Annotated in this window: 16 protein-coding genes and 1 pseudogene; 9 read left to right on the forward strand and 8 right to left on the reverse strand. The window is 69.1% G+C overall.

The window, feature by feature from the left end:
• The first annotated feature begins 60 nt into the window (after positions 1-60).
• Positions 61-1092, forward strand: coding sequence for a LacI family DNA-binding transcriptional regulator (locus ACZ4VA_RS04640; RefSeq protein ID WP_468079738.1), 1032 nt, complete (start codon positions 61-63; stop codon positions 1090-1092).
• A 162-nt stretch (positions 1093-1254) separates the two neighbouring features.
• On the opposite strand, the pseudogene ACZ4VA_RS04645 reads toward ACZ4VA_RS04640, so the two are convergent.
• Positions 1255-1472, reverse strand: a pseudogene (locus ACZ4VA_RS04645) (aldehyde dehydrogenase family protein); the annotation flags it as partial.
• Between the two features lie 84 nt (positions 1473-1556).
• Here ACZ4VA_RS04645 and ACZ4VA_RS04650 point away from each other — a divergent pair.
• The gene (locus ACZ4VA_RS04650) at positions 1557-2579 is read left to right on the forward strand and encodes an LLM class flavin-dependent oxidoreductase (protein ID WP_356174744.1); all 1023 of its coding nucleotides are present in this window, start codon (positions 1557-1559) and stop codon (positions 2577-2579) included.
• Positions 2580-2884: 305 nt separating this feature from the next.
• Here ACZ4VA_RS04650 and ACZ4VA_RS04655 read toward each other — a convergent pair whose 3' ends face one another.
• Positions 2885-5404: an FG-GAP-like repeat-containing protein gene (locus ACZ4VA_RS04655; RefSeq protein WP_356174746.1), complete on the reverse strand. Its 2520-nt coding sequence runs from the start codon at positions 5402-5404 to the stop codon at positions 2885-2887.
• Between the two features lie 319 nt (positions 5405-5723).
• Between ACZ4VA_RS04655 and ACZ4VA_RS04660 the strand changes: the two genes are divergently transcribed.
• The gene (locus ACZ4VA_RS04660) at positions 5724-6263 is read left to right on the forward strand and encodes an ArsR/SmtB family transcription factor (protein WP_356174749.1); all 540 of its coding nucleotides are present in this window, start codon (positions 5724-5726) and stop codon (positions 6261-6263) included.
• Positions 6260-7555 (forward strand): MFS transporter, encoded by a 1296-nt coding sequence (locus tag ACZ4VA_RS04665; protein WP_468079741.1) that lies wholly within the window; start codon positions 6260-6262, stop codon positions 7553-7555. Before ACZ4VA_RS04660 ends, ACZ4VA_RS04665 begins: the two co-directional genes overlap by 4 nt.
• 285 nt (positions 7556-7840) lie before the next feature.
• Here ACZ4VA_RS04665 and ACZ4VA_RS04670 read toward each other — a convergent pair whose 3' ends face one another.
• The gene (locus ACZ4VA_RS04670; protein ID WP_468079743.1) at positions 7841-9049 is read right to left on the reverse strand and encodes an MFS transporter; all 1209 of its coding nucleotides are present in this window, start codon (positions 9047-9049) and stop codon (positions 7841-7843) included.
• 68 nt (positions 9050-9117) lie between these two features.
• Between ACZ4VA_RS04670 and ACZ4VA_RS04675 the strand changes: the two genes are divergently transcribed.
• Positions 9118-9513: a MerR family transcriptional regulator gene (locus ACZ4VA_RS04675; RefSeq protein ID WP_468079745.1), complete on the forward strand. Its 396-nt coding sequence runs from the start codon at positions 9118-9120 to the stop codon at positions 9511-9513.
• Between the two features lie 242 nt (positions 9514-9755).
• Here the strand turns inward: ACZ4VA_RS04675 and ACZ4VA_RS04680 are convergent, their stop codons facing one another.
• Both ACZ4VA_RS04680 and ACZ4VA_RS04685 read right to left on the reverse strand, forming a co-directional pair.
• Positions 9756-10910: an LLM class flavin-dependent oxidoreductase gene (locus ACZ4VA_RS04680; protein WP_468079747.1), complete on the reverse strand. Its 1155-nt coding sequence runs from the start codon at positions 10908-10910 to the stop codon at positions 9756-9758.
• Positions 10911-10988: 78 nt separating this feature from the next.
• Positions 10989-11621, reverse strand: a complete 633-nt coding sequence (locus tag ACZ4VA_RS04685) for a TetR/AcrR family transcriptional regulator (protein ID WP_468079749.1) — start codon at positions 11619-11621, stop codon at positions 10989-10991.
• Between the two features lie 332 nt (positions 11622-11953).
• Here ACZ4VA_RS04685 and ACZ4VA_RS04690 point away from each other — a divergent pair, with 332 nt between their 5' ends.
• Positions 11954-13090: an FAD-dependent oxidoreductase gene (locus ACZ4VA_RS04690; protein ID WP_468079751.1), complete on the forward strand. Its 1137-nt coding sequence runs from the start codon at positions 11954-11956 to the stop codon at positions 13088-13090.
• 272 nt (positions 13091-13362) lie between these two features.
• On the opposite strand, the gene ACZ4VA_RS04695 is transcribed toward ACZ4VA_RS04690, so the two are convergent.
• Entirely contained in the window at positions 13363-13737 is a 375-nt protein-coding gene (locus ACZ4VA_RS04695; RefSeq protein ID WP_389392410.1) for a VOC family protein, read from the reverse strand.
• Between the two features lie 284 nt (positions 13738-14021).
• Here ACZ4VA_RS04695 and ACZ4VA_RS04700 point away from each other — a divergent pair, with 284 nt between their 5' ends.
• Positions 14022-14876, forward strand: a complete 855-nt coding sequence (locus ACZ4VA_RS04700) for an alpha/beta fold hydrolase (protein ID WP_356174773.1) — start codon at positions 14022-14024, stop codon at positions 14874-14876.
• 253 nt (positions 14877-15129) lie between these two features.
• On the opposite strand, the gene ACZ4VA_RS04705 is transcribed toward ACZ4VA_RS04700, so the two are convergent.
• Both ACZ4VA_RS04705 and ACZ4VA_RS04710 read right to left on the reverse strand, forming a co-directional pair.
• Positions 15130-15687: an ACP S-malonyltransferase gene (locus ACZ4VA_RS04705; protein WP_356174776.1), complete on the reverse strand. Its 558-nt coding sequence runs from the start codon at positions 15685-15687 to the stop codon at positions 15130-15132.
• Between the two features lie 314 nt (positions 15688-16001).
• The gene (locus ACZ4VA_RS04710; protein WP_468079754.1) at positions 16002-16394 is read right to left on the reverse strand and encodes a hypothetical protein; all 393 of its coding nucleotides are present in this window, start codon (positions 16392-16394) and stop codon (positions 16002-16004) included.
• 308 nt (positions 16395-16702) lie between these two features.
• Between ACZ4VA_RS04710 and ACZ4VA_RS04715 the strand changes: the two genes are divergently transcribed.
• On the forward strand, positions 16703-16963 hold the full coding sequence (locus ACZ4VA_RS04715) for a phosphopantetheine-binding protein (RefSeq protein ID WP_402377920.1): 261 nt from the start codon (positions 16703-16705) through the stop codon (positions 16961-16963).
• A 430-nt stretch (positions 16964-17393) separates the two neighbouring features.
• A complete protein-coding gene (locus ACZ4VA_RS04720; protein WP_355787267.1) occupies positions 17394-17831 on the forward strand; it encodes a VOC family protein in 438 nt (145 codons plus the stop codon).
• Positions 17832-18167: the final 336 nt, after the last annotated feature.

The raw sequence follows: 18167 nt of genomic DNA on the forward strand, positions 1-18167 counted from the left end.
CTCGACGGAATCCGGCCGAGGCCGCGGCCGGAACCGACGAGCACAGGAGACCGTTCCCTCATGGCCGCGAACCGCCGCCCCACCCTGGCCGACGTCGCCCGCGAAGTGGGCGTCAGCGCCAAGACCGTCTCCCGCGTCCTCAACGAGGACGGGCCCGCCTCCGCAAAGACGAGGGAACAGGTACTCGCCGCCGTGGCCAAGCTCGGCTTCCAGCCGAACCTCATGGCACGCAACATCCGTGTCGGCGGACCCGACACCACCATCGGGCTGGTCATCCCCGACCTCGGCAACCCCTTCTTCGGCGCCGTGGCCCGCAGCATCGAGGACACCGTCCGCGACCGCGGCCTGACCCTGCTCATGGGCTCCTCCGCGGACGACCCCGACCGTGAACGCGCCCTGACCGACAAGTTCCTGGCCCGCCGCGTCAGCATCCTCATGGTCGTGCCGTCCGTCGGAGCCGACCATTCCCACCTCAAGACCCACCGCACCCAGGGCCTGCCCATCATCTTCCTCGACCGTCCCGGAGTGGGCCTTTCCACGGACAGCGTCGTCACCTCCAACCGTGCGGGCGCCCAGGACGGCGTCGCCCACCTGATCGCCCACGGCCACCGCCGCATCGGCTTCGCGGGCGACCTCCCCACCAAGCTCTACACACGCCGCGAACGCCTGACCGGCTACCGCGCGGCCCTGCAGGAAGCCGGCCTCCCCTACGACCGCTCCCTGGTCACCGACGCCCACGACCAGCACGGGGCCTCCGCCGCGACCTCCCGGCTCCTCGACCTGGCCGATCCCCCCACCGCCCTGTTCGCCGGCAACAACATCGTCGCCCTCGGCATCGTCACCGAACTCGCCCGCAACAAACGCAAGGACGTCGCCGTCGTCGCCTTCGACGACATCGAGCTCGCCGAGGCACTCGAACCGGCCCTGACCGTCGTCGCCCAGAACCCCGAGGAGATCGGCCGCACGGCGGCGACCACCGCCCTGGCCCGCCTCGACGGCGACCGTTCCCGCGCCCGCAGCATCACCGTCCCCACCCGCCTGATCATCCGCGGGTCGGGAGAACAGCCGGCCCCGATGCTGCAGGAGGCGTGAGAGCGAGGGGTCTCCCGCTTGCGGCGTCCGCCTGACGTCGGCAACCGCGGTCAGGGGCGTCGTCGGGGACAGTAAGGCGGGCCGCCTGTTGCCTACGAGCGGTTCATTCTGGTGGTCGGCCTGATCGCGGGCCGTGCGGTGGCCGTTCATCCCGCGCTCCGCGGCCGTGCCGCCTGCCAGGAACGTCGCTCCGTGAGCCACTACGTCGCCGACGTGTCCGGTGACGGTCTGCGGCTGGGCGGGGGTCGTCAGGCTGCCGACGTCCATGCTGTAGTCGTAGGCGGGGCCGATCTTGAGCTGCTTCGTGCGGCGACGAACGCGGCGGTGAACTGGTCGCGGATGGACTCGGCGACGTAGAGGCACTCGATGGAGACGGACAGATGTAGGTCGCCAGCCCCAAGGGGAACCCATCCTCCGGACACGGCGGCGGGGAATGACCTCCGCGCACGATTGTTGAAAGCAGTATGAAGAAGATCGGGTTCCTGTCCTTCGGACACTGGACGCCGTCACCGCACTCGCAGACGCGCTCCGCGGCGGACTCCCTCCTCCAGGCGATCGACCTCGCGGTCGCCGCCGAGGAGCTGGGCGCCGACGGCGCGTACTTCCGCGTCCACCACTTCGCACGGCAGCACGCCTCACCGTTCCCCCTGCTCGCGGCCATCGGCGCGCGCACCAGCCGGATCGAGATCGGCACCGGCGTGATCGACATGCGCTACGAGAACCCCCTCTACATGGCCGAGGACGCGGGCGCGGCGGACCTGATCTCCGGTGGCCGGCTGCAGCTCGGTCTCAGCCGGGGGTCCCCGGAGCAGGTGATCGACGGCTGGCGCCACTTCGGGCATGTGCCGTCCGAGGGGAGCAGCGACAGCGACATGGCGCGCGCCCACACCGAGCGACTGCTCGACGTGCTGAGGGGCGAGGGCTTCGCCGAGCCCAGCCCCAATCCGATGTTCTCCAACCCTCCGGGGCTGCTGCGCGTCGAGCCGCACTCCGAGGGTCTAAGGGACCGTATCTGGTGGGGTTCCGGCTCGAACGCCACCGCGGCGTGGGCGGCCGCGCTCGGAATGAACCTGCAGAGTTCGACCCTCAAGGACGACGAGAGCGGTGAACCGCTGCACGTCCAGCAGCGCAAGCAGATCGAGGTCTACCGCGAGGCCTGGCGGGAGGCGGGTCACACCCGCGAGCCCAGGGTGTCGGTCAGCCGCAGCGTCTTCGCACTGGTCGACGACCGGGACCGCGCCTACTTCGGCAGGGAACGCAACTCGAAGGACCAGGTCGGCTACATCGACGCGAACACCCGCGCCATCTTCGGCCGTTCCTACGCCGCCGAACCCGACGTGCTGGTCAAACAGCTCGCCGAGGACGAAGCCGTCGCGGCCGCCGACACCCTGCTGCTCACCGTGCCCAACCAGCTCGGCGTCGAGTACAACGCCCACGTGCTCGACAGCATCCTGACTCACGTAGCTCCGGCACTGGGTTGGCGCTGAACGCGGCAGTGTTTGAGGCGAAGGGCTCACGCGCCCGGCCGGTATTGCCAGTGAGGTCACGCGTACCCGCCCGGATGGCGGGTTCGCCCACCTAACCACCCCTCGCTGAGGCCCACACGGCGGAAACTTCGGCGACCAGGCGCCTGCGCTACTCGCGCAGGCGCCGTACCGTGGTCGCCGAAGTCCGCGTCGGCGCTGTTCACCGTCCCCGCCCTCGGTAGCGGCTCCTGAAACCAGGAGGCGAGGGATTCCTGAACCCGCCGGGCAACGCCCCCAGGCCGGGACGGGAACGATCAGACACGCGGTCAGGAAAGGGACTTGTAGCCGCTCCAGCCGGATGCGATCTTCACGCGCCCGCCGAACGACCCCTTGCCGTCACCGCTGTTGCGGTACAGGTTGCCGCTGCTGTCACGGGAGACCAGGTCGGCCTTCCCGTCGCCGGTGACGTCCCCTGCTCCGACGACCACGTTGTACGAGCCGCCCCAGTCGGAGAAGACCTTGGCGCGGGCTGAGAAGGTGCCGTCGCCCTTGCCGTTGTAGCGGTACAGGGTGTTCACCTTGTCCTGGACCAGCAGATCGCCGAAACCGTCCCCGTTCAGGTCGCCGGCCCCGACGACCTTCTTGTACGTCTTCCAGTCGTCGTAGAGCTTCACGCGCGCCGACAGCCTGCCCGTGCTCGTGCCCTTGTAGAGGTAGACCGCTCCCGTCGACGAGTTACGCGCGAGGAGATCCGGGCGTCCGTCGCCACTGACGTCTCCGGGCGAGGTCAGTACGTCGTACTGGGTCCAGCCGCTCGACGCGAGGGTCGTGTACGACGTGGACGGCGTGAGCGCCTTGCCGCAGCCGGGCTTGTACAGGCGCAGGGCCCCGCTGCTGTACCGGACAAGGACGTCGTTGCAGCGGTCCCCGCTGAGGTCGCCGACGGGTACGGCCTTGACGGAGGTGGCCCAGCCGCTTTCGCTGACCTTGCCGGAGAAGGCGCCGGTGGACGACTTGCCCAGCTGGAAGGTCAGCGCGCCCGAGGAGTTGAGGGTGAGCAGGTCGCCGGTACCGTCCGGAGTGGCCGAGACGCCGCCGAAATCGCGGGACACCGCCTCGCCGCCGGTGACGGTGACCGTGCCGGACGCCACCTGCGTATCTGCGGACGCACCCTCTTGGGTGGCGCGCAGTGTCCACGCCAGGGGCCCGTTGGGGGCGTAACTCCCGTCGGATGTACGGCCATTCCAGCCCGCGGTGAGCGACAGGCCGTCCGGTGTGCCGGTGAGCGTGCGGATCGTCCTGCCGGCCCGGTCGGTGAGGGTGAGCGACCAGGACGAGGCGGGGCTGGTGAGCTTCCAGTTGGGCGCCCAGACGCTGCTGGTCCCGTCGCTGCCCTTGAGCGCGGCGCCGGCGGGAACGGCGGAGCCGGTGACGGCGAGGGCCGGCCACGAGGTCCGGGAGCCCGACAGCTGCCAGTTGGCGTTGTCACTCCTCGCGCCGGACCAGACGGCGGTGGCGCTGCCGTCCGGGCCCGCACTGATCCGGCCCAGGACAGACGCGTTGGCGGAGCCCGGCACCTGGGCGGCGGTCGTCCACGTGCCGTCGGCGCGGACGGCTTCCATCATCACGGTGCTCCCGGCAGCGCTCTGGGGCCACAGCGCGCGTACGGTGCCGTCGTCACCGATGTCGGCGTCCCAGGCTTCGGAAGCGTGAGACGTAGACAGCGTCTTGGGGGCCGACCATATGCCGGTGTCCGCCTCCCGGGTGGCGGTGCGGGTGCTGAACGTCGAGGTGTAGTCGACCCAGACGAGGGTCACGTCACCGTCGGGGGCGACCAGCGGCTCGGGGCTTCCCGCGAGGTTGTCGGTGCCGGTCACGGTCTCCGGCGCGGACCATGTGCCGCCGGCGGAGCGTGTGGTGGTGAGGAGCGAGGAGTCCTCGGACTCGTCGGTACCCTGCCAGGCCACGGTGACGGAGCCGTCGGCGGCGGCCGTGGCCTCAGGGTCTCCCACCGACTGGTAGTCGGCGGTGGCGGGGGCGGGAGTGCTCCACCGGTCGGCGCCGGCCGCACGCGAGACCGTATGAAGCGAGGCGGAGGGACCGTCCCACTGCTTGTAGACGACGACTGCCGTGCCGTCGGAGGTGACCGCGACGCTCGGGCCGTACGCCGAGTCGGCGCCGTCCGCGGCGGCGGTGCTCACCTGCACGGGCGCGGACCAGGTGCCGTCGGTCGAGCGAGTTGCGGCGCTGACCTCCCACTGGCTGCCGGATCGGGGTCTGCTGCCCCATACGGCGGTGAGACTGCCGTCGGGAGCTTCCGCGAGGTCGATCCCGCCGTCGCCCCAGGACGCGTCCGTGCCGACGAGTTCGACGGGCGAGGACCAGGCGGACCGGTCGGCCGCGAGCACCGAGCTGACGACCCGGCTGTCGAACGGCCCCGAGCCCGGCGAGGTCTCGTGCGGGTACTCGAGCCACAGCGCGGTGACCGTGCCGTCCGCCGAGGCATGCAGTTTCTCGGTGCCCGCCTCGGTCGGGGTGACGGCGAGCAGCGTCGGTGTTCCCCAGGCGTCGCTGCCGGCCGGGCGGACGGCGGCGTACAACTTGCGTTCCTTGCTGCCGATGCCCGCGTACTGGTTCCACAGCACGACGGCCGAGCCGTCGGCGGCGGTGACGAGGTCCGACACCGCGGTGCTGACGTCGGCACCGGTGATGGCGGTAGCCGGGCCCCACGGGGCGATCGGAGCGGCCACGGCCGGGGCCGGAAGAACGGCGCCGCCCGCCACGGCGAGCGACACTGATGAGATCGCGACCGCCAGACGGCGGCGCGCCAGGGCGTATCTGCCCACGTGTGTTTCCCTCCCTGCGAGGGCGCACGCCCTCGCACACGTGTGCGGATGCTAGCAGCGGGTGCCGACAGCCCGCGTGCCCAGTGGGTTTACGCGCCACGGGAGTTGGACTTCTGAACAGGCATGACCCGCCCTCGGCGTCCGGCACCCGGAACAGGGCGAGCGTGCGGGAACACGTGCTTGCCTCGCCCGGTGAACGAGTCGCGGCCTCGGAAGCGGCCCCTCCGGGAGCGAAGCCCGTGCGCACCGAAAAAAGCCGTCCCGGAAGCCCGCACGAAACCCCTTGCGCAATGGTCAAGAAACGTTGACCATTGCTGGCATGCCTACCGACGATCCATCAGAGACGCTTCACGTCACCACCGACGAACAGCTACGCGCCGTCTCCAATCTCACGCGCCACCGGATCATGGCCGTGCTCCGCTTCGAGCCCGCGACGATCACGCAGATCGCCGATCGGGTGGGCCTCGCGAAGGGGAGTTCCAGCTACCACGTGCGGCTGCTCGAACGGGCGGGCCTGGTGAAGGTGGTGCGAACGCGGAAGGTCCGTGGGGTCACCGAGCGGTACTACGCCATGGCCGCGCGGTCGATCGTGCTGCCCGATCCGGGCGAAGGAGGGCCGGATGTGCTGATGCGGCACGCGGTGGCGGACCTGGAGGCAGCGCAGCCGGAAGACGATCGGCACGTACGCATGGCGCATCTGCGGCTCACCGAGGAGCAGTTCGCGGAGCTGGGGGCGCGACTGGACGCGCTGGCGGACGAGTACCGGGAACTGTCCGACCCGTCACTGCCTGACGCGTCGCTGGTCTTCGCACTCTTCCACCCCGCACCGCGCCGGCAGGCCGAAGGAGACGCCAAGTGACCTCAGACGCCCGTAAGTTGCCGACCGGGTTCGGACGGCTGTGGACTGCCCAGTCCGTCTCGTCACTTGGAGACGGGGTGTCCCATGCCGCGCTGCCCCTCCTCGCGTTGACGCTGACGCGGGATCCGATGGCACTCGCCGTCGTCACGGCCGCCGGCACGTTGCCGTGGCTGCTCTTCGGAGTGCTCGGCGGTGCCCTGGTGGACCGCTGGGACCGCAGACGCACGATGTGGATCACGGACGCGGCACGTGCGGTGCTGCTCGCGATACCGGCGGGAGCGGCCGCGCTCGACATGCTGAGCATTCCCCTGCTCGCAGCCGTCGCCTTCCTGCTCGGCCTCGGCGGGCTCTTCTTCGACACCGCCGCCACGGCCTACCTTCCGGATCTCCTCGGCCGCGACCCCGCACTGCTGGAACGCGCCAACTCCCGCCTGCGCGGCACCCAGACCGCCGCGTCCGGCTTCGCGGGACCGCCTGCGGGCAGTGCCCTGCTCGCGATCGGGCGAGCGGTACCGCTGCTCGCCGACGCGGTGTCGTTCGCCCTCTCCGCACTGCTCGTACGGTCACTGCCCGCAACGCCCCAACCCGTGCCGCAGGCCCGTGAGTCGCTGCTGCGACAGGCGCGGGCCGGCGCCTCGTACGTGTTCCATGATCAGGTGCTGCTCGGACTCGCTCTGCGTCCTGCGGTCGGGAACGTCGCCTTCCTCGCCGTGGAAACCGTGCTCGCCCTCTTCGCGCACGACCGGCTCGGCATCGACACCTACGGTTTCGGCCTGCTCCTCACCGCCGAGGCCACCGGCGGCCTGCTCGGCGCGGGCATCGCCTCCTTCCTCGGCCGCCGACTCGGCACCGGCACCGCGCTCACCTGCACGGCCGCGGTCGAAGGACTCGCCATCCTGGGCCTTGCAGTCGCCCCGAACCCGTACGTCGCCGGCCTCGCGCTCGCCGTCTGCGGAGCGGGCATGGGCGCCACGATGGTGCTCGCCCCCTCCCTCCGGCAAGCGATCGTCCCCGCCCACCTGATGGGCCGGGTCGCCTCCACCTCCCGCATGCTGGCCATGTGCGCCGCCCCCATCGGGGCCTTCCTCGGCGGCTGGCTGGCCTCCACGTACGACGTCCGCACCCCGCTCTACGCCGCCGCGGCCCTCCTCCTCACGATGACGGCCGTCACGGCGACCATGACCAACAACCGCCGTGTAGAAGCCGCGTTGCGCGCGGCCACTCCGGCCGACGCTCCCGATCACCCGGCGTCCAGGGATGAGGACTTCACCAAGGAGAGCGCAAGCCACTAGCCGTATGAGGCCTCAACGAGGGGCTTGATTCGGGTGATTCCGCACGTGGCGCACCAGAGCCTGGCTCGATGCAGGAACTCGATCGCGGTCACTGCCGGGCGGCAACGGGGCGCCGCCGGCGGATCGAGCAGCCCGACGTCACCGTATTTGCGCCGCCAGTTCACCCACTTCGACGCCGCACACCCGCGAGATCCCCGTCTCTGCGGCCACATGCGCAATCCGGCGGGTCTCACAACGCTCTGTCAGGCGGCGTCGACCTTCCGACGAGAGTGACGCGGCGGCATGTCATGGCGCGGTCCGAGCTGCGGGAAAGGCGTGGTGACGCGCGAGGGCGACGACGAGCAGGCTGGTTGCTCCGAGGATCGCGGCCATGGCTGCTACCGCGGTTGCGCTGGCGCTTTGGAGTATGACACCCCCGACGATCCCCCCGAGGGCCATCGCGGCGTTCCACAGGGTGACGAGGATGGCCTGCGCGGTATCGGCAACGGCCGGGCCACGTTGTATGCCGGCGTGTCCGGCGGCGGTCTGGAGCAGGGTGGGTACGCCGCCCCACCCCAGGCCCCAGACGACAGCGGCGACCCACACAGCCGAGTGCGCAGTCGTGACGGTGAACGCTGCAGTGGAGAGAGTGAACAGTGCTGCCCCGGTCAACGCCAGCACCCGCAGGTACTGGTCGATGCGGCGCCCGACGTACCAGATGCTGCCCAGGCAAGCGATACCGAAGGCGAGCAGGACCGCATCGGTGGACGACCCGAGACCGGCATGCTGAAGGTAGGGCGCGATGTAGGCGTAGATGATCGTGTGGCCGAGCACGAACGTCCCGGCCACGATCATGATCGCTGCAACGCCAGGGACTTTCATGGTCTGACGGGTGGTCGCTTTCGTCGCGTTCTCGATCCCCGGCCGGGCTATGGCGGGGACGGACCGGACGATCCAGGCGATGACAGCGAGGGTGAGCACCGAAACGGCTGCGAACGCCGCCTGCCATCCCACCTGTTGACCGACCAAGGTCCCGGCCGGCACGCCCAGGGACAGGGCCAACGGGATCCCGGTCATCGCAATGGCGATGGCGCGCCCTTCCAGCCCGGCTGGGGCGATACGCCGTGCGTAGCCCGCGAGGATCGCCCACGCCAGACCGGCGGCGACGCCGGCGAGGAACCGGGCGACCAGGAGAACGACGTATCCCGGTGCGGCGGCGGTGAGGGTGTTGGCGACCAGGAATACCGTCATGGCGCCGAGCAGCAGGGGCTTGCGCGGAACGGGGGCAGTGGCTGCCGCCAGCGGGATGGCGGTCAGGGCGGTGCCGGCGGCGTAGACGGTGACAGCTTGGCCGGCAGCAGCGGAGCTCACGGCGAACGTGGAGGACATCTCCGGCAGAACTCCGGCGGGCAGGGTTTCGGTCAGACTGGTGATGAAGACCGCGGTCCCCAACGCCAGCAACGCCGACCACGGCAGGGCGGCTCGTCCCGTCTGGGAAGGTGTGGTGGTGGTCATGGCACCGATCCTCAAACCCTCACATAGATGTGATGGTCAAGTCGGTGATCCGTAGCTAGGCTGACGGGGTGCGAATCGGTGAGTTGTCCCGGCTGACAGGAGCGTCGCGTCGGCTGCTGCGCTACTACGAGGAGCAAGGGCTCATCGTCCCGGACCGGGGCGCGAACGGGTACCGGGAGTACGACGACCGGTACGTGGATCGGGTCAAGCAGATCCGTGGTCTGCTGGCGGCTGGGCTGCCGACTCGGATCATCAAGCAGATCTTGCCGTGCCTGGACAAGCCCCGATTGATCCATTTCCGGGATGCGACGCCGGAGATGCTGGCGCTGTTGACGGATGAGCGGGACAAACTCAACGCACGGATCGAGGTACTGATCCGCAACCGTGACGCCATGAGTGAATACCTGACCGAGGTGGAACGGCACCGGGCCCCGACCCTCGACGATCAACCACGGAGCACGTGACGCTGAGCCCTTAGCAGGGCGGCGACGGCCCCTGACCGTTCGCGTTGCACGTCGTGCCCGCAACGGTCGAGCGCCGCGTAGGTGGCGTGGCGGTACCACCTCAGGAGCCGCTGTTGAGGAGGGTGGGCGGTAGCGACTTCGCCTGCGAACGAAGCCCGAGCGACCGACCGATCTGGTCGATCGTCAACCCGTGCAAGAGGAACATCGGTGTGCCTGCCCGCGGTTGTCGGTGGACAGGCCCGTCATAGCCGGCCCGCGTCCGAGTTGGCGGCTCCGCTCGCAGGCGGCCTCAACAGGGGCACGAGGTCGTGGATGATCCGTTCGGCATCGTCGGGCAGCACGGAAGGCCGCAACCGCACGCCGGAAAGCCCGTGACCGTCGCGCCAGTTGGTCAGCTCGTCCGCGAGCCGGTCCGCGGTTCCCACGAAGATGCTCGTGTCAGTCGACCACGGCGCACCGGCAGCGTCGTTCAATCGCGCGAGCCGGTCATGGGCGTGGTCGTCGGAGTCCCCGAGCACGACCGCGATGTCCGCGTACATCAGGGTCGGGGTGGCATCCGGGGTGAGTTCCTCGATCTGGTGAAACGCCGCCAGGAGCTCCGGAATCGGGTGATCAGAAGTCGGTGTGAGGAACAGCCGGTCAGCCACAGCGGCGCCGAGCCGGTACGGCTCAAGGGCGTGATGGGCCAGGACGGCGACCGACGGCGGGGTCCCGACGGGCACTGTCAACGGGCCGGCGGCCGGATACCGCGGCCTGCCCTCCAAAGTTGCCAGCCTCACCTGTTCGGGCTGCCAGAACTTGCCCCCGCCGCCGAGGCCTTCCCCTGGGAAGGTCGCCCACAAGCGACGCACCGCGTGCACATAGTCCTCAGCGTCCCTGAACAGGTCGCGCAGCCGCCGTGCGATCCGGGGCGGGACATATACGTCTTCCGGCTCGAGGGCAGGTGTGGAAGTACCCCCGACAACGACGGCGTCGCGGGCGTCCGCCGACACCTGCGGGCGCCACACCACCCGACCTGGGCCGATGGCCGCGAGGGACGCCAGTTGCGCGGCCACATGGAACGGGTTGGAGTGGGTCACGTTCCGCGTGACGACAACCTCGGAGATATCGCTCATCGACAGCAGAAGCGCGGCGACCACCACCGAGTCCAGCCGACCGCGAACCCGGCGGCCGGCATCGTCCGCAGCGGTCCCGAACTGGTCGGCCTGAAGGCTCAGGCCGTCCTCGAGCGTGACGAAGTCGATGCCGCCCGATGCTGCTGCCCGGGCCCAGTCAACCCAGTAGTCGGCGGTGAAGAGTTCGGCGGGATCCGCCACCGTCGAGTGCGACCACGACGCCGGGTGCCAACCCACACCCTCCAGTGCGATGCCGATGCAAAACGATCTGTCGTCCGTCATGGCCCGATTCCAAAGGCTTCACACTAATGTGAAGGTCAACAGCGGAGTCACCGCTGCAGGCGTCAAGAACCTTCTGACTCAGGGCAACTGGCAGCTCCGCTGACGCTCCGCCGGTGTGGCGTTCCATCCGTGTTCGAGGAGATCGAAGGCCGCGTCGACGGCTTGCTCGGGCTTGTCGGATCCGCGGGCGAGGGCCGAGGCCTCCAAGGCGAAGCGGGCCAGGGCGAGGCTGCGCGGGTCGTCGGCTGCGAGGCCGGCGTCCTGGGCGATGGCGTGCGCGAGGGCGTCCTGGTGGCGCATCCACATGCGGTGGCCGTACTCGCTGAGGGCGGGGGTGTTGGTGACCAAGTTGACGAAGTCGGCGTAACCGGGGTCGGAGTCGGCGCCGCGCAGGCGTACGCGCTTGATGTGTGCGCACAGCGCCTGGGGGACGGTCGCTCCGGGGGCGCGGTCACGGACGGCGGCGACGAGCGCTGCTTCCTGGTCCGCGTCCTCGTCGAAGACGAGGGCCTCCTTGCTCGGGAAGTGCTTGAGGAGCGTGGTGGTGGAGACGTCGGCCGCCTCTGCGATCTCGTGCAGGGTCACCGCGTCGTATCCGCGCGTGAGGAAGAGATTCAGGGCAGCGTCGGCGAGCGCTTTGCGGGTGGCGGCCTTCTTGCGTTCACGCCGTCCCGCCGGAGCCGGAGGCGAGGACTGGGCAGAGGTTGGCATACCGCCATCATACATAAAGGTGCCTGACTCAAAAAGTTGTGTCGTTGCACTTTTTTGCTCGTTGTGCTTTTTTGGAATGGCGGCAGCGCGACCGCTGCCGCCACCTTCTCCCCCGACCTGCCCCTGCCTGTCCGAGAAGCGAATCGGCACAGGCCAGCGCATCACCCCTTCGCTCTCCGTCCGACCGGCGGCGCACAAGCACGCACACCGGTGCTGAGGGCTGCGATGCGCCAAGACGATTCCGCCGTCAGAGCGCCCTCTTCCCCACCCGCACGTCAGCACCACCTCACTCGCGGCCAGGCAACCCCGCATGAAACGAACGGAGCATCACCATGAACACCGACCCCGCACCCCGCATCGCGATCATCGGCGCCGGCCCCGGCGGCCTGACCTGCGCTCGCATCCTCCAACGCCACGACATCCCCGTGACCGTGTACGACGCCGAAGCGGGCCCTGACATCCGCAATCAGGGCGGAAGCTTGGACCTGCACGAGGACAACGGCCAGCTCGCCCTGCGCGAAGCCGGGCTGCTTGAGGAGTTCTTCCGCCTGTCGCGCCCCGAAGGTCAAGAGATGCGGCAAGTCGACCCGGACGGCACCATCCTTTTCCACCACACCCCGGAGGCGGGCGATCTCTTCAAGCCCGAGATCGACCGCGGCGACCTGCGCGGCCTCCTCCTCGGCTCCCTGACGCCGGGCACGGTCCGCTGGAGCCACGCACTCACCTCCGTCGACGGACCCGACCACGGCCCCCGTCTGCTGCGCTTCGCCGACGGCACCACGATCGAGGCCGACCTCGTCGTCGGCGCCGACGGTGCCTGGTCGAAGGTGCGACGAGCGGTCTCCCCCGCCGTCCCCGAGTACAGCGGGGTGAGTTTCCTCGAAGCCTGGTTCCACGACGTCGAGAACCGGCACCCCGAGATCGCCGAACTCGTCGGCCAGGGCAGCACCGCGGCGGCCGACGGTGAGCGCGGTCTGTTCGCCCAGCGCAACAGCGGCGACCACATCCGCGTCTACATCATCCAGCGCGTCCCGGCCGACTGGATAACCGCCAGCGGCCTCACCATCCAGGACACCGACGGCATACGGGCTCTCCTGTTGGAGCGTTACCGCAGTTGGTCACCCCGCCTACGCCGCCTGCTCACGGACACTGAGGGGCTCTACGTGGACCGCCCCATCAACGCGCTGCCGGTGCCTCACACCTGGGAACGCAGCTCCCCGATCACCCTGCTCGGCGACGCCGCCCACCTCATGCCACCCCTCGGTGTCGGGGTCAACCTCGCGATGTTGGACGCATGCGAACTCGCGCTCTCCGTCGCCGAAAGCAACAGCGTCAACGACGCCATCGAGGCATACGAAAACAGCATGCTGCCCCGCTCCCACAAGATGCAGAAGCTCCTTGACCACGGCGCCGAGGAACTCCTGTCCACCGAACTGCCCGACTTCGCCACCGCCGACGACAGCAACTGACAACGGTCAGGTCAGGGCTATCCCCAAGGCGGGTCCACCTGAGCGCACACGCCGCAAGCCGTAACGGCCGAGACCCGGCGTGATCACACGCCGCGCGCTGGCCGAAGGCCCGTAGATCTTGCGAGAGTTCACCACCCGTGGTGAAGCCGGTGTCAACGTCCCCTCCGGAGTTCAGGACGCGGGATCGGACTCCTCCCGGGCGGGCTCGTTACGCATGCTCTCTGCAGTTCAGGTCTGGGCTGCTGACCGTGCCCCGGCCAAACCGGTAGCGCTCAGGCGCCCGGAAGGAACAGACAGAACAGGTGTCCGTGCGGGTCGCAAAGGACTCGTACGTCCTTCGCCGGTTGGTGCTCCTGCACCGTCGCACCCAGCGCACACGCCCGGGCGGTCTCCGCTTCCAGATCGTCGACCTGCACGTCCAGGTGCGCTTGCATCTGCTGAGTACCTGGACGCTGCGGCCACGTCGGAGGGACGTGGTCCTTCTCCAGCTGAAAACTGAGGCTGGGCCGTTCCTGCTCAGGGGCCCTGAGACGCACCCATTCCGGACTGCGCACCACTTCTTCCCAACCGAGCAGGGCCCGGTAGAAGTCGGCCAGCGCGGGTGGATCCGGAGTACCGAGAACAAAAGCACCGAGCTTCGTCGTCATGCCTCCCACCTTGCCCCTGGAACCCGCCTCATGCACGCGCGCTTCGCACGCGACGCGCAGCCAGCCACTACCGGGCACGGCGGGTGGAGTGCGCGCATCGGCCGCCATCGACGGCCGACCTTCCACCGGGCCCTGATGTCAGCACATGACCGCGGCGGGGGAGAGGGCGCAGCCGGACGGGCTGACATGGATCAGCAGCACCTCTGAGACCGTGCCCGGGTACCTCGATGCCCTCGCAAGACCTTGAGCCTTGCTCTGAAGATCGTTCTGTTGGAGGCTGAGGCATGCCTAATCCGCCGAATTTCATTCTGGTTCACGGAGCCTTCGCGAATTCGTTCTCGTTCGCGCCGCTGCAGGCCGAACTCGCCCTGCTGGGGCACCGATCGGCCGCGGTCGATCTTCCCGGGCACGGTTTCGAGGCAACCTTCCCAGCGGCCTACCAAGCCCCCCAGGATCTGAAGGCACTCGCCGCGGAACCGGGGAGCATCAGGGGAGTCACACTCGCCGACAATGTCGCCCGCGTGATCGAGGTCCTTGAACGAGCCAAGCAGAACGGGCCCACCGTCCTCGTCGCCCACAGCAGGGGTGGCATCACCATCACCGCCGTGGCCAACGCGCGGCCCGAGCTGATCGACCGGATCGTCTACGTCTCCGCCTGGTGCCCCGTCGAGCTGGACGTGAGCGACTATTACGCCCAGCCTGAGATGGCGGACGTCGACACGAGATCCTTCGCGGCCACGCTCGTCGGGAACCCCGCTGAACTCGGCCTGCTCCGCACCAACTTCCGAACCGCCGATGCGACGGCGCTCGCCGCGTTCAAGCGGGCGTTCGGCGCCGACCTCACCGATGACGAGTTCCGGACCTTCCTCAACACCTTCCAGCCGGATGAGAACCTCGACGCCGGCACGTCCGCCGACCGGGCACAGGCCACGACCTGGGGTCGAATCCCCAAGACCTACGTACGCCTGGCCGCAGATGCCAGCCTCCCGCTCGCCGTGCAGGACCGCATGATCCGCGAAGCCGACGCACTCACACCCGACAACCCCTTCGACGTCCGCACGCTCGACGGCAGTCACCTGCGCTGGCTCGTCCACCCCAGGCCCGCGGCGGAGTTGCTCGCGGACCTCGCAGCACGCTGACACACGCACCGGCGCCAGGCATGAGTGGCGGAGGCGGGGCTGTGCCGGGCCCGCCTTCGCCTCTTACTGCCTCGGCCTCGCCCCGCAGGGTTCAAGCCGGATGGCCAGGCGGCGACTGAGCGACTCGACGACCCGATGAACGGCCAGTAGGTCGCTGGAGGCTCTGCTGCCGATGGGCATCAAAACGCCTCAGCAGCCGCCTGGCCCGGCACAGACTTGATGGACAGCGAGGGCGGTTCCCGACCGGTCCCCCTCATCGATCGTGGACGCTCCCGGCCAGCGGAGGGCCCGCAGCACGACCGGTGGGTGGGGTGCCGCCGCTCCAGGGTGCCTGCTGCTCGGGGGCACAGCGGACCACCGACTCGAACCCGCTTCTCCACAGGTTGAGTTCGGCGACATCCACACCAGGCTCGGACAAGCCGTGTCCCGACACCAGCAGCGGTACCGCTTCGTCCAGGTCCAGGACGCCCGAGACATAGCCGGCGGCGCAACCGCCCGCCCCATCTCCGGCCACGGCCGCGGCACTCAACGCATGGCGCTGGCGCCACAACTCGAACAGAGCGACCTGGTAGGCGAACAGCGCGGTGCGCCGGAACTCGGCCCGGTCAAGCAGACTGGCATCGACACTGTCGTGGGGAGCGAACACGGCGGCAGCCAACGGCAACGGCAGACTGCCGTCTATTACCTGACACAAGGCATCGAACTGCTCCCGGAAAGGCGAGAACGCCCCGTACAAGTCGCGCAACTGAACAGGACTGACACCCGGCCCCGACGGAAAGATCACCGCCGACTCGGCCCCCGCATCCAGCACTACAGGTTGGCCCCGCAGCACACCGCGGCCCTCAGACGCCGGCCGCCGCACCAGAGCAGCCCAACGCGACACCCCTCTCACGAACCACTCCCCTCCCCCTCGATCCACTGACACTCCCAGGACGCCGGCCGCACCTCACGCCCCATCCCACAGCGACGTGCCAGCCCCCAACCCGCGGGCCACGGTCGGGGATGCGTGTACGGTCCGCCGCCGGCCGTTGGCTGGCGTGCAAATCGTGGACCGGCCGGCGTACCGCTGGTGCCGTGCGCTGAAGCGCTACTCCCGCGCCGACTCGATGGCGGCCCGCGCCGGGGTCAGGGCCGCTTACCAGGGATTTCGTCGCCGGGCACGAGCATGTCGTGGCACTGCACGATGTGGCCCGCCCCGTCAAAGCGCAGCTCCGCCACCAACGACCAGGCCGAGCGTCCCGCCCGGGCAGTCGCCCGCAGCACAGCCGTGTCCGTGTCGGCCAGCAGGCTCTCGACCGTGAGGACCAGTTCCGCGGGCAGCAGGGCGCCGCCGGAGGATTCCCGGCTGGCCCAGGGACGGGTGAGCTCATTGACCTCACCCCGATTGGCCGCCCCGACCAGTGCCAGAACCACTTCCTTGTTGCGCTCTCGCAGGCTGCGGGCGGTGAGCAGATCGTGCAGCACCCCGCTGAGGGGGTCGGCCAGCGTGAGCGCCATGACCATCAGGCCCTTCTCCATGGAACGCCGTCACGTGCAGCTGTCGTGGAGCACATTGCCGGTGTCGCCTCGAGAAGTGCCGGAGGACAGGTCGACCCGTGACGCTGTGCCGCGCCTCCACTGCGCCTGTAGAAGACACGAACAGACTCCGGGCCAAGGCCACAGGACCCCACAGCGCCCGACGGGGGCCTCGGACGACCGAACGCCACCGCATGCAGCCGCCCGGCGCGAAGTGCCGAGGCCTCAGGGTTTCGGGCACCTCACCCGCCACGCACGACCGTCATGAACCGCAGCAGACCGACCTAGGGTCCGCACACAAGAACGAAGGGATGAGACCAGCCATGTCCTGGGACACGACATTCGAGGAACTCCTGCGCAGCTACCTGCCGTTCCTCAGCGCGACCCAACCACTGCACGCCGACACGGACCTCCCCACCGCAGGGCTGGACTCCCTGGGCGCAGTCGAACTCCTCGGCTCTCTCGAAAGCGCCTACGACGTCCGCTTCGTCAACGACACTCTCTCCCTGGACACCTTCGCCACTCCTGCGGCCCTCTGGGAGACCCTCACCCGTCTGCAAGCGAGGGTGTGAAGCACCAGAACCGGAAGGACGCGGTTGTTCAGGCTGCGCTGCTGGGGCGTCGGCACCTGCGGCGGCTCCAGACCGGGCACCATCCGCCAGGAGTACGACCGCGTCGGCGGGGGGCGACCGATCGGAGAGCCACTTCACCGAAACGGTGGACGGTAAGGGGTACCCGCCAGACAGCGCTTCCACGCGGTTCGTGTGATCGCCGGGTGGGCTTCGGCACAGGCGTGCGCGATGACGCGAGGGAAGTCGAGTGCCAGCACCCACATCATGCCGTCGTGCACGCCGGTGAACAGCGTGCCACCGTCGGTAGCGACACGCAGCGCGGAGAGCGCGGTGCGATGCCATGGCCAAGGGACAACCCGGCGTGCCCTCGTGTCCTGACGGTCCTCCGGAGCTCCCGACTCCTGCGGCCGGGCTCGGTAGCATGCAACGCATGCCCATCAAACTCGAGAACGTCGGCATCGCCGTTCGCGACCTCGAAGCAACGATCTCCTTCTTCACCGACCTCGGCCTCACCGTCGTCGGCCGTGACACGGTGAGTGGCGAATGGACCGACACCGCCGTCGGCTTGGACGGCAACCACGCCAAGATCGCGATGCTCCAGACCCCAGACGGTCTCGGTCGCCTCGAACTCTTCGAGTACATCCACCCGGATGCGATCGAGACGGAGCCCACGCTTCCCAACGAGATCGGCATGCACCGCGTCGCCTTCTCGGTCGACGACATCGACGTAGCGCTTGAGGCAGCCGCTAAGCACGGGTGCCATCCGCTTCGAGGTGTGGCGAACTATCAGGACATCTACAAGCTCACGTACCTCCGCGGCCCCAGCGGCATCCTCGTGATGCTCGCCGAGGAGCTGAAAAGGAACTGAGGGCCGGCCGGGCGGCTGCGGCTCGCGCCTTCATGGTTGGTTGTACGTCCGGCCTCGTGACTGATTTCCGGCATGAAGGCCCTACACGTGAGGCTCACGTGGTGCAACCGCCGAGGTAGGACCCTTGCCTGAAGTACGTGGTGGCGGCCGTCTCATGAACTCGGTCAGCCTTCAGGGGTTCTATCGTTTGCCCCCTGAAGCTGCCGCGCGAGTTGGCGGAAATCGTTGGCAGCCATGCCACCTGATGCCGATGGCGGCGCCGCCACAAGCCGGGGCCCCCGAAGTCAACTCCGCGCCGCTGTCGACGAGATACGACTGACCGATGACGACAGCGGG

This window comes from Streptomyces sp. NPDC028308 (assembly GCF_055565855.1).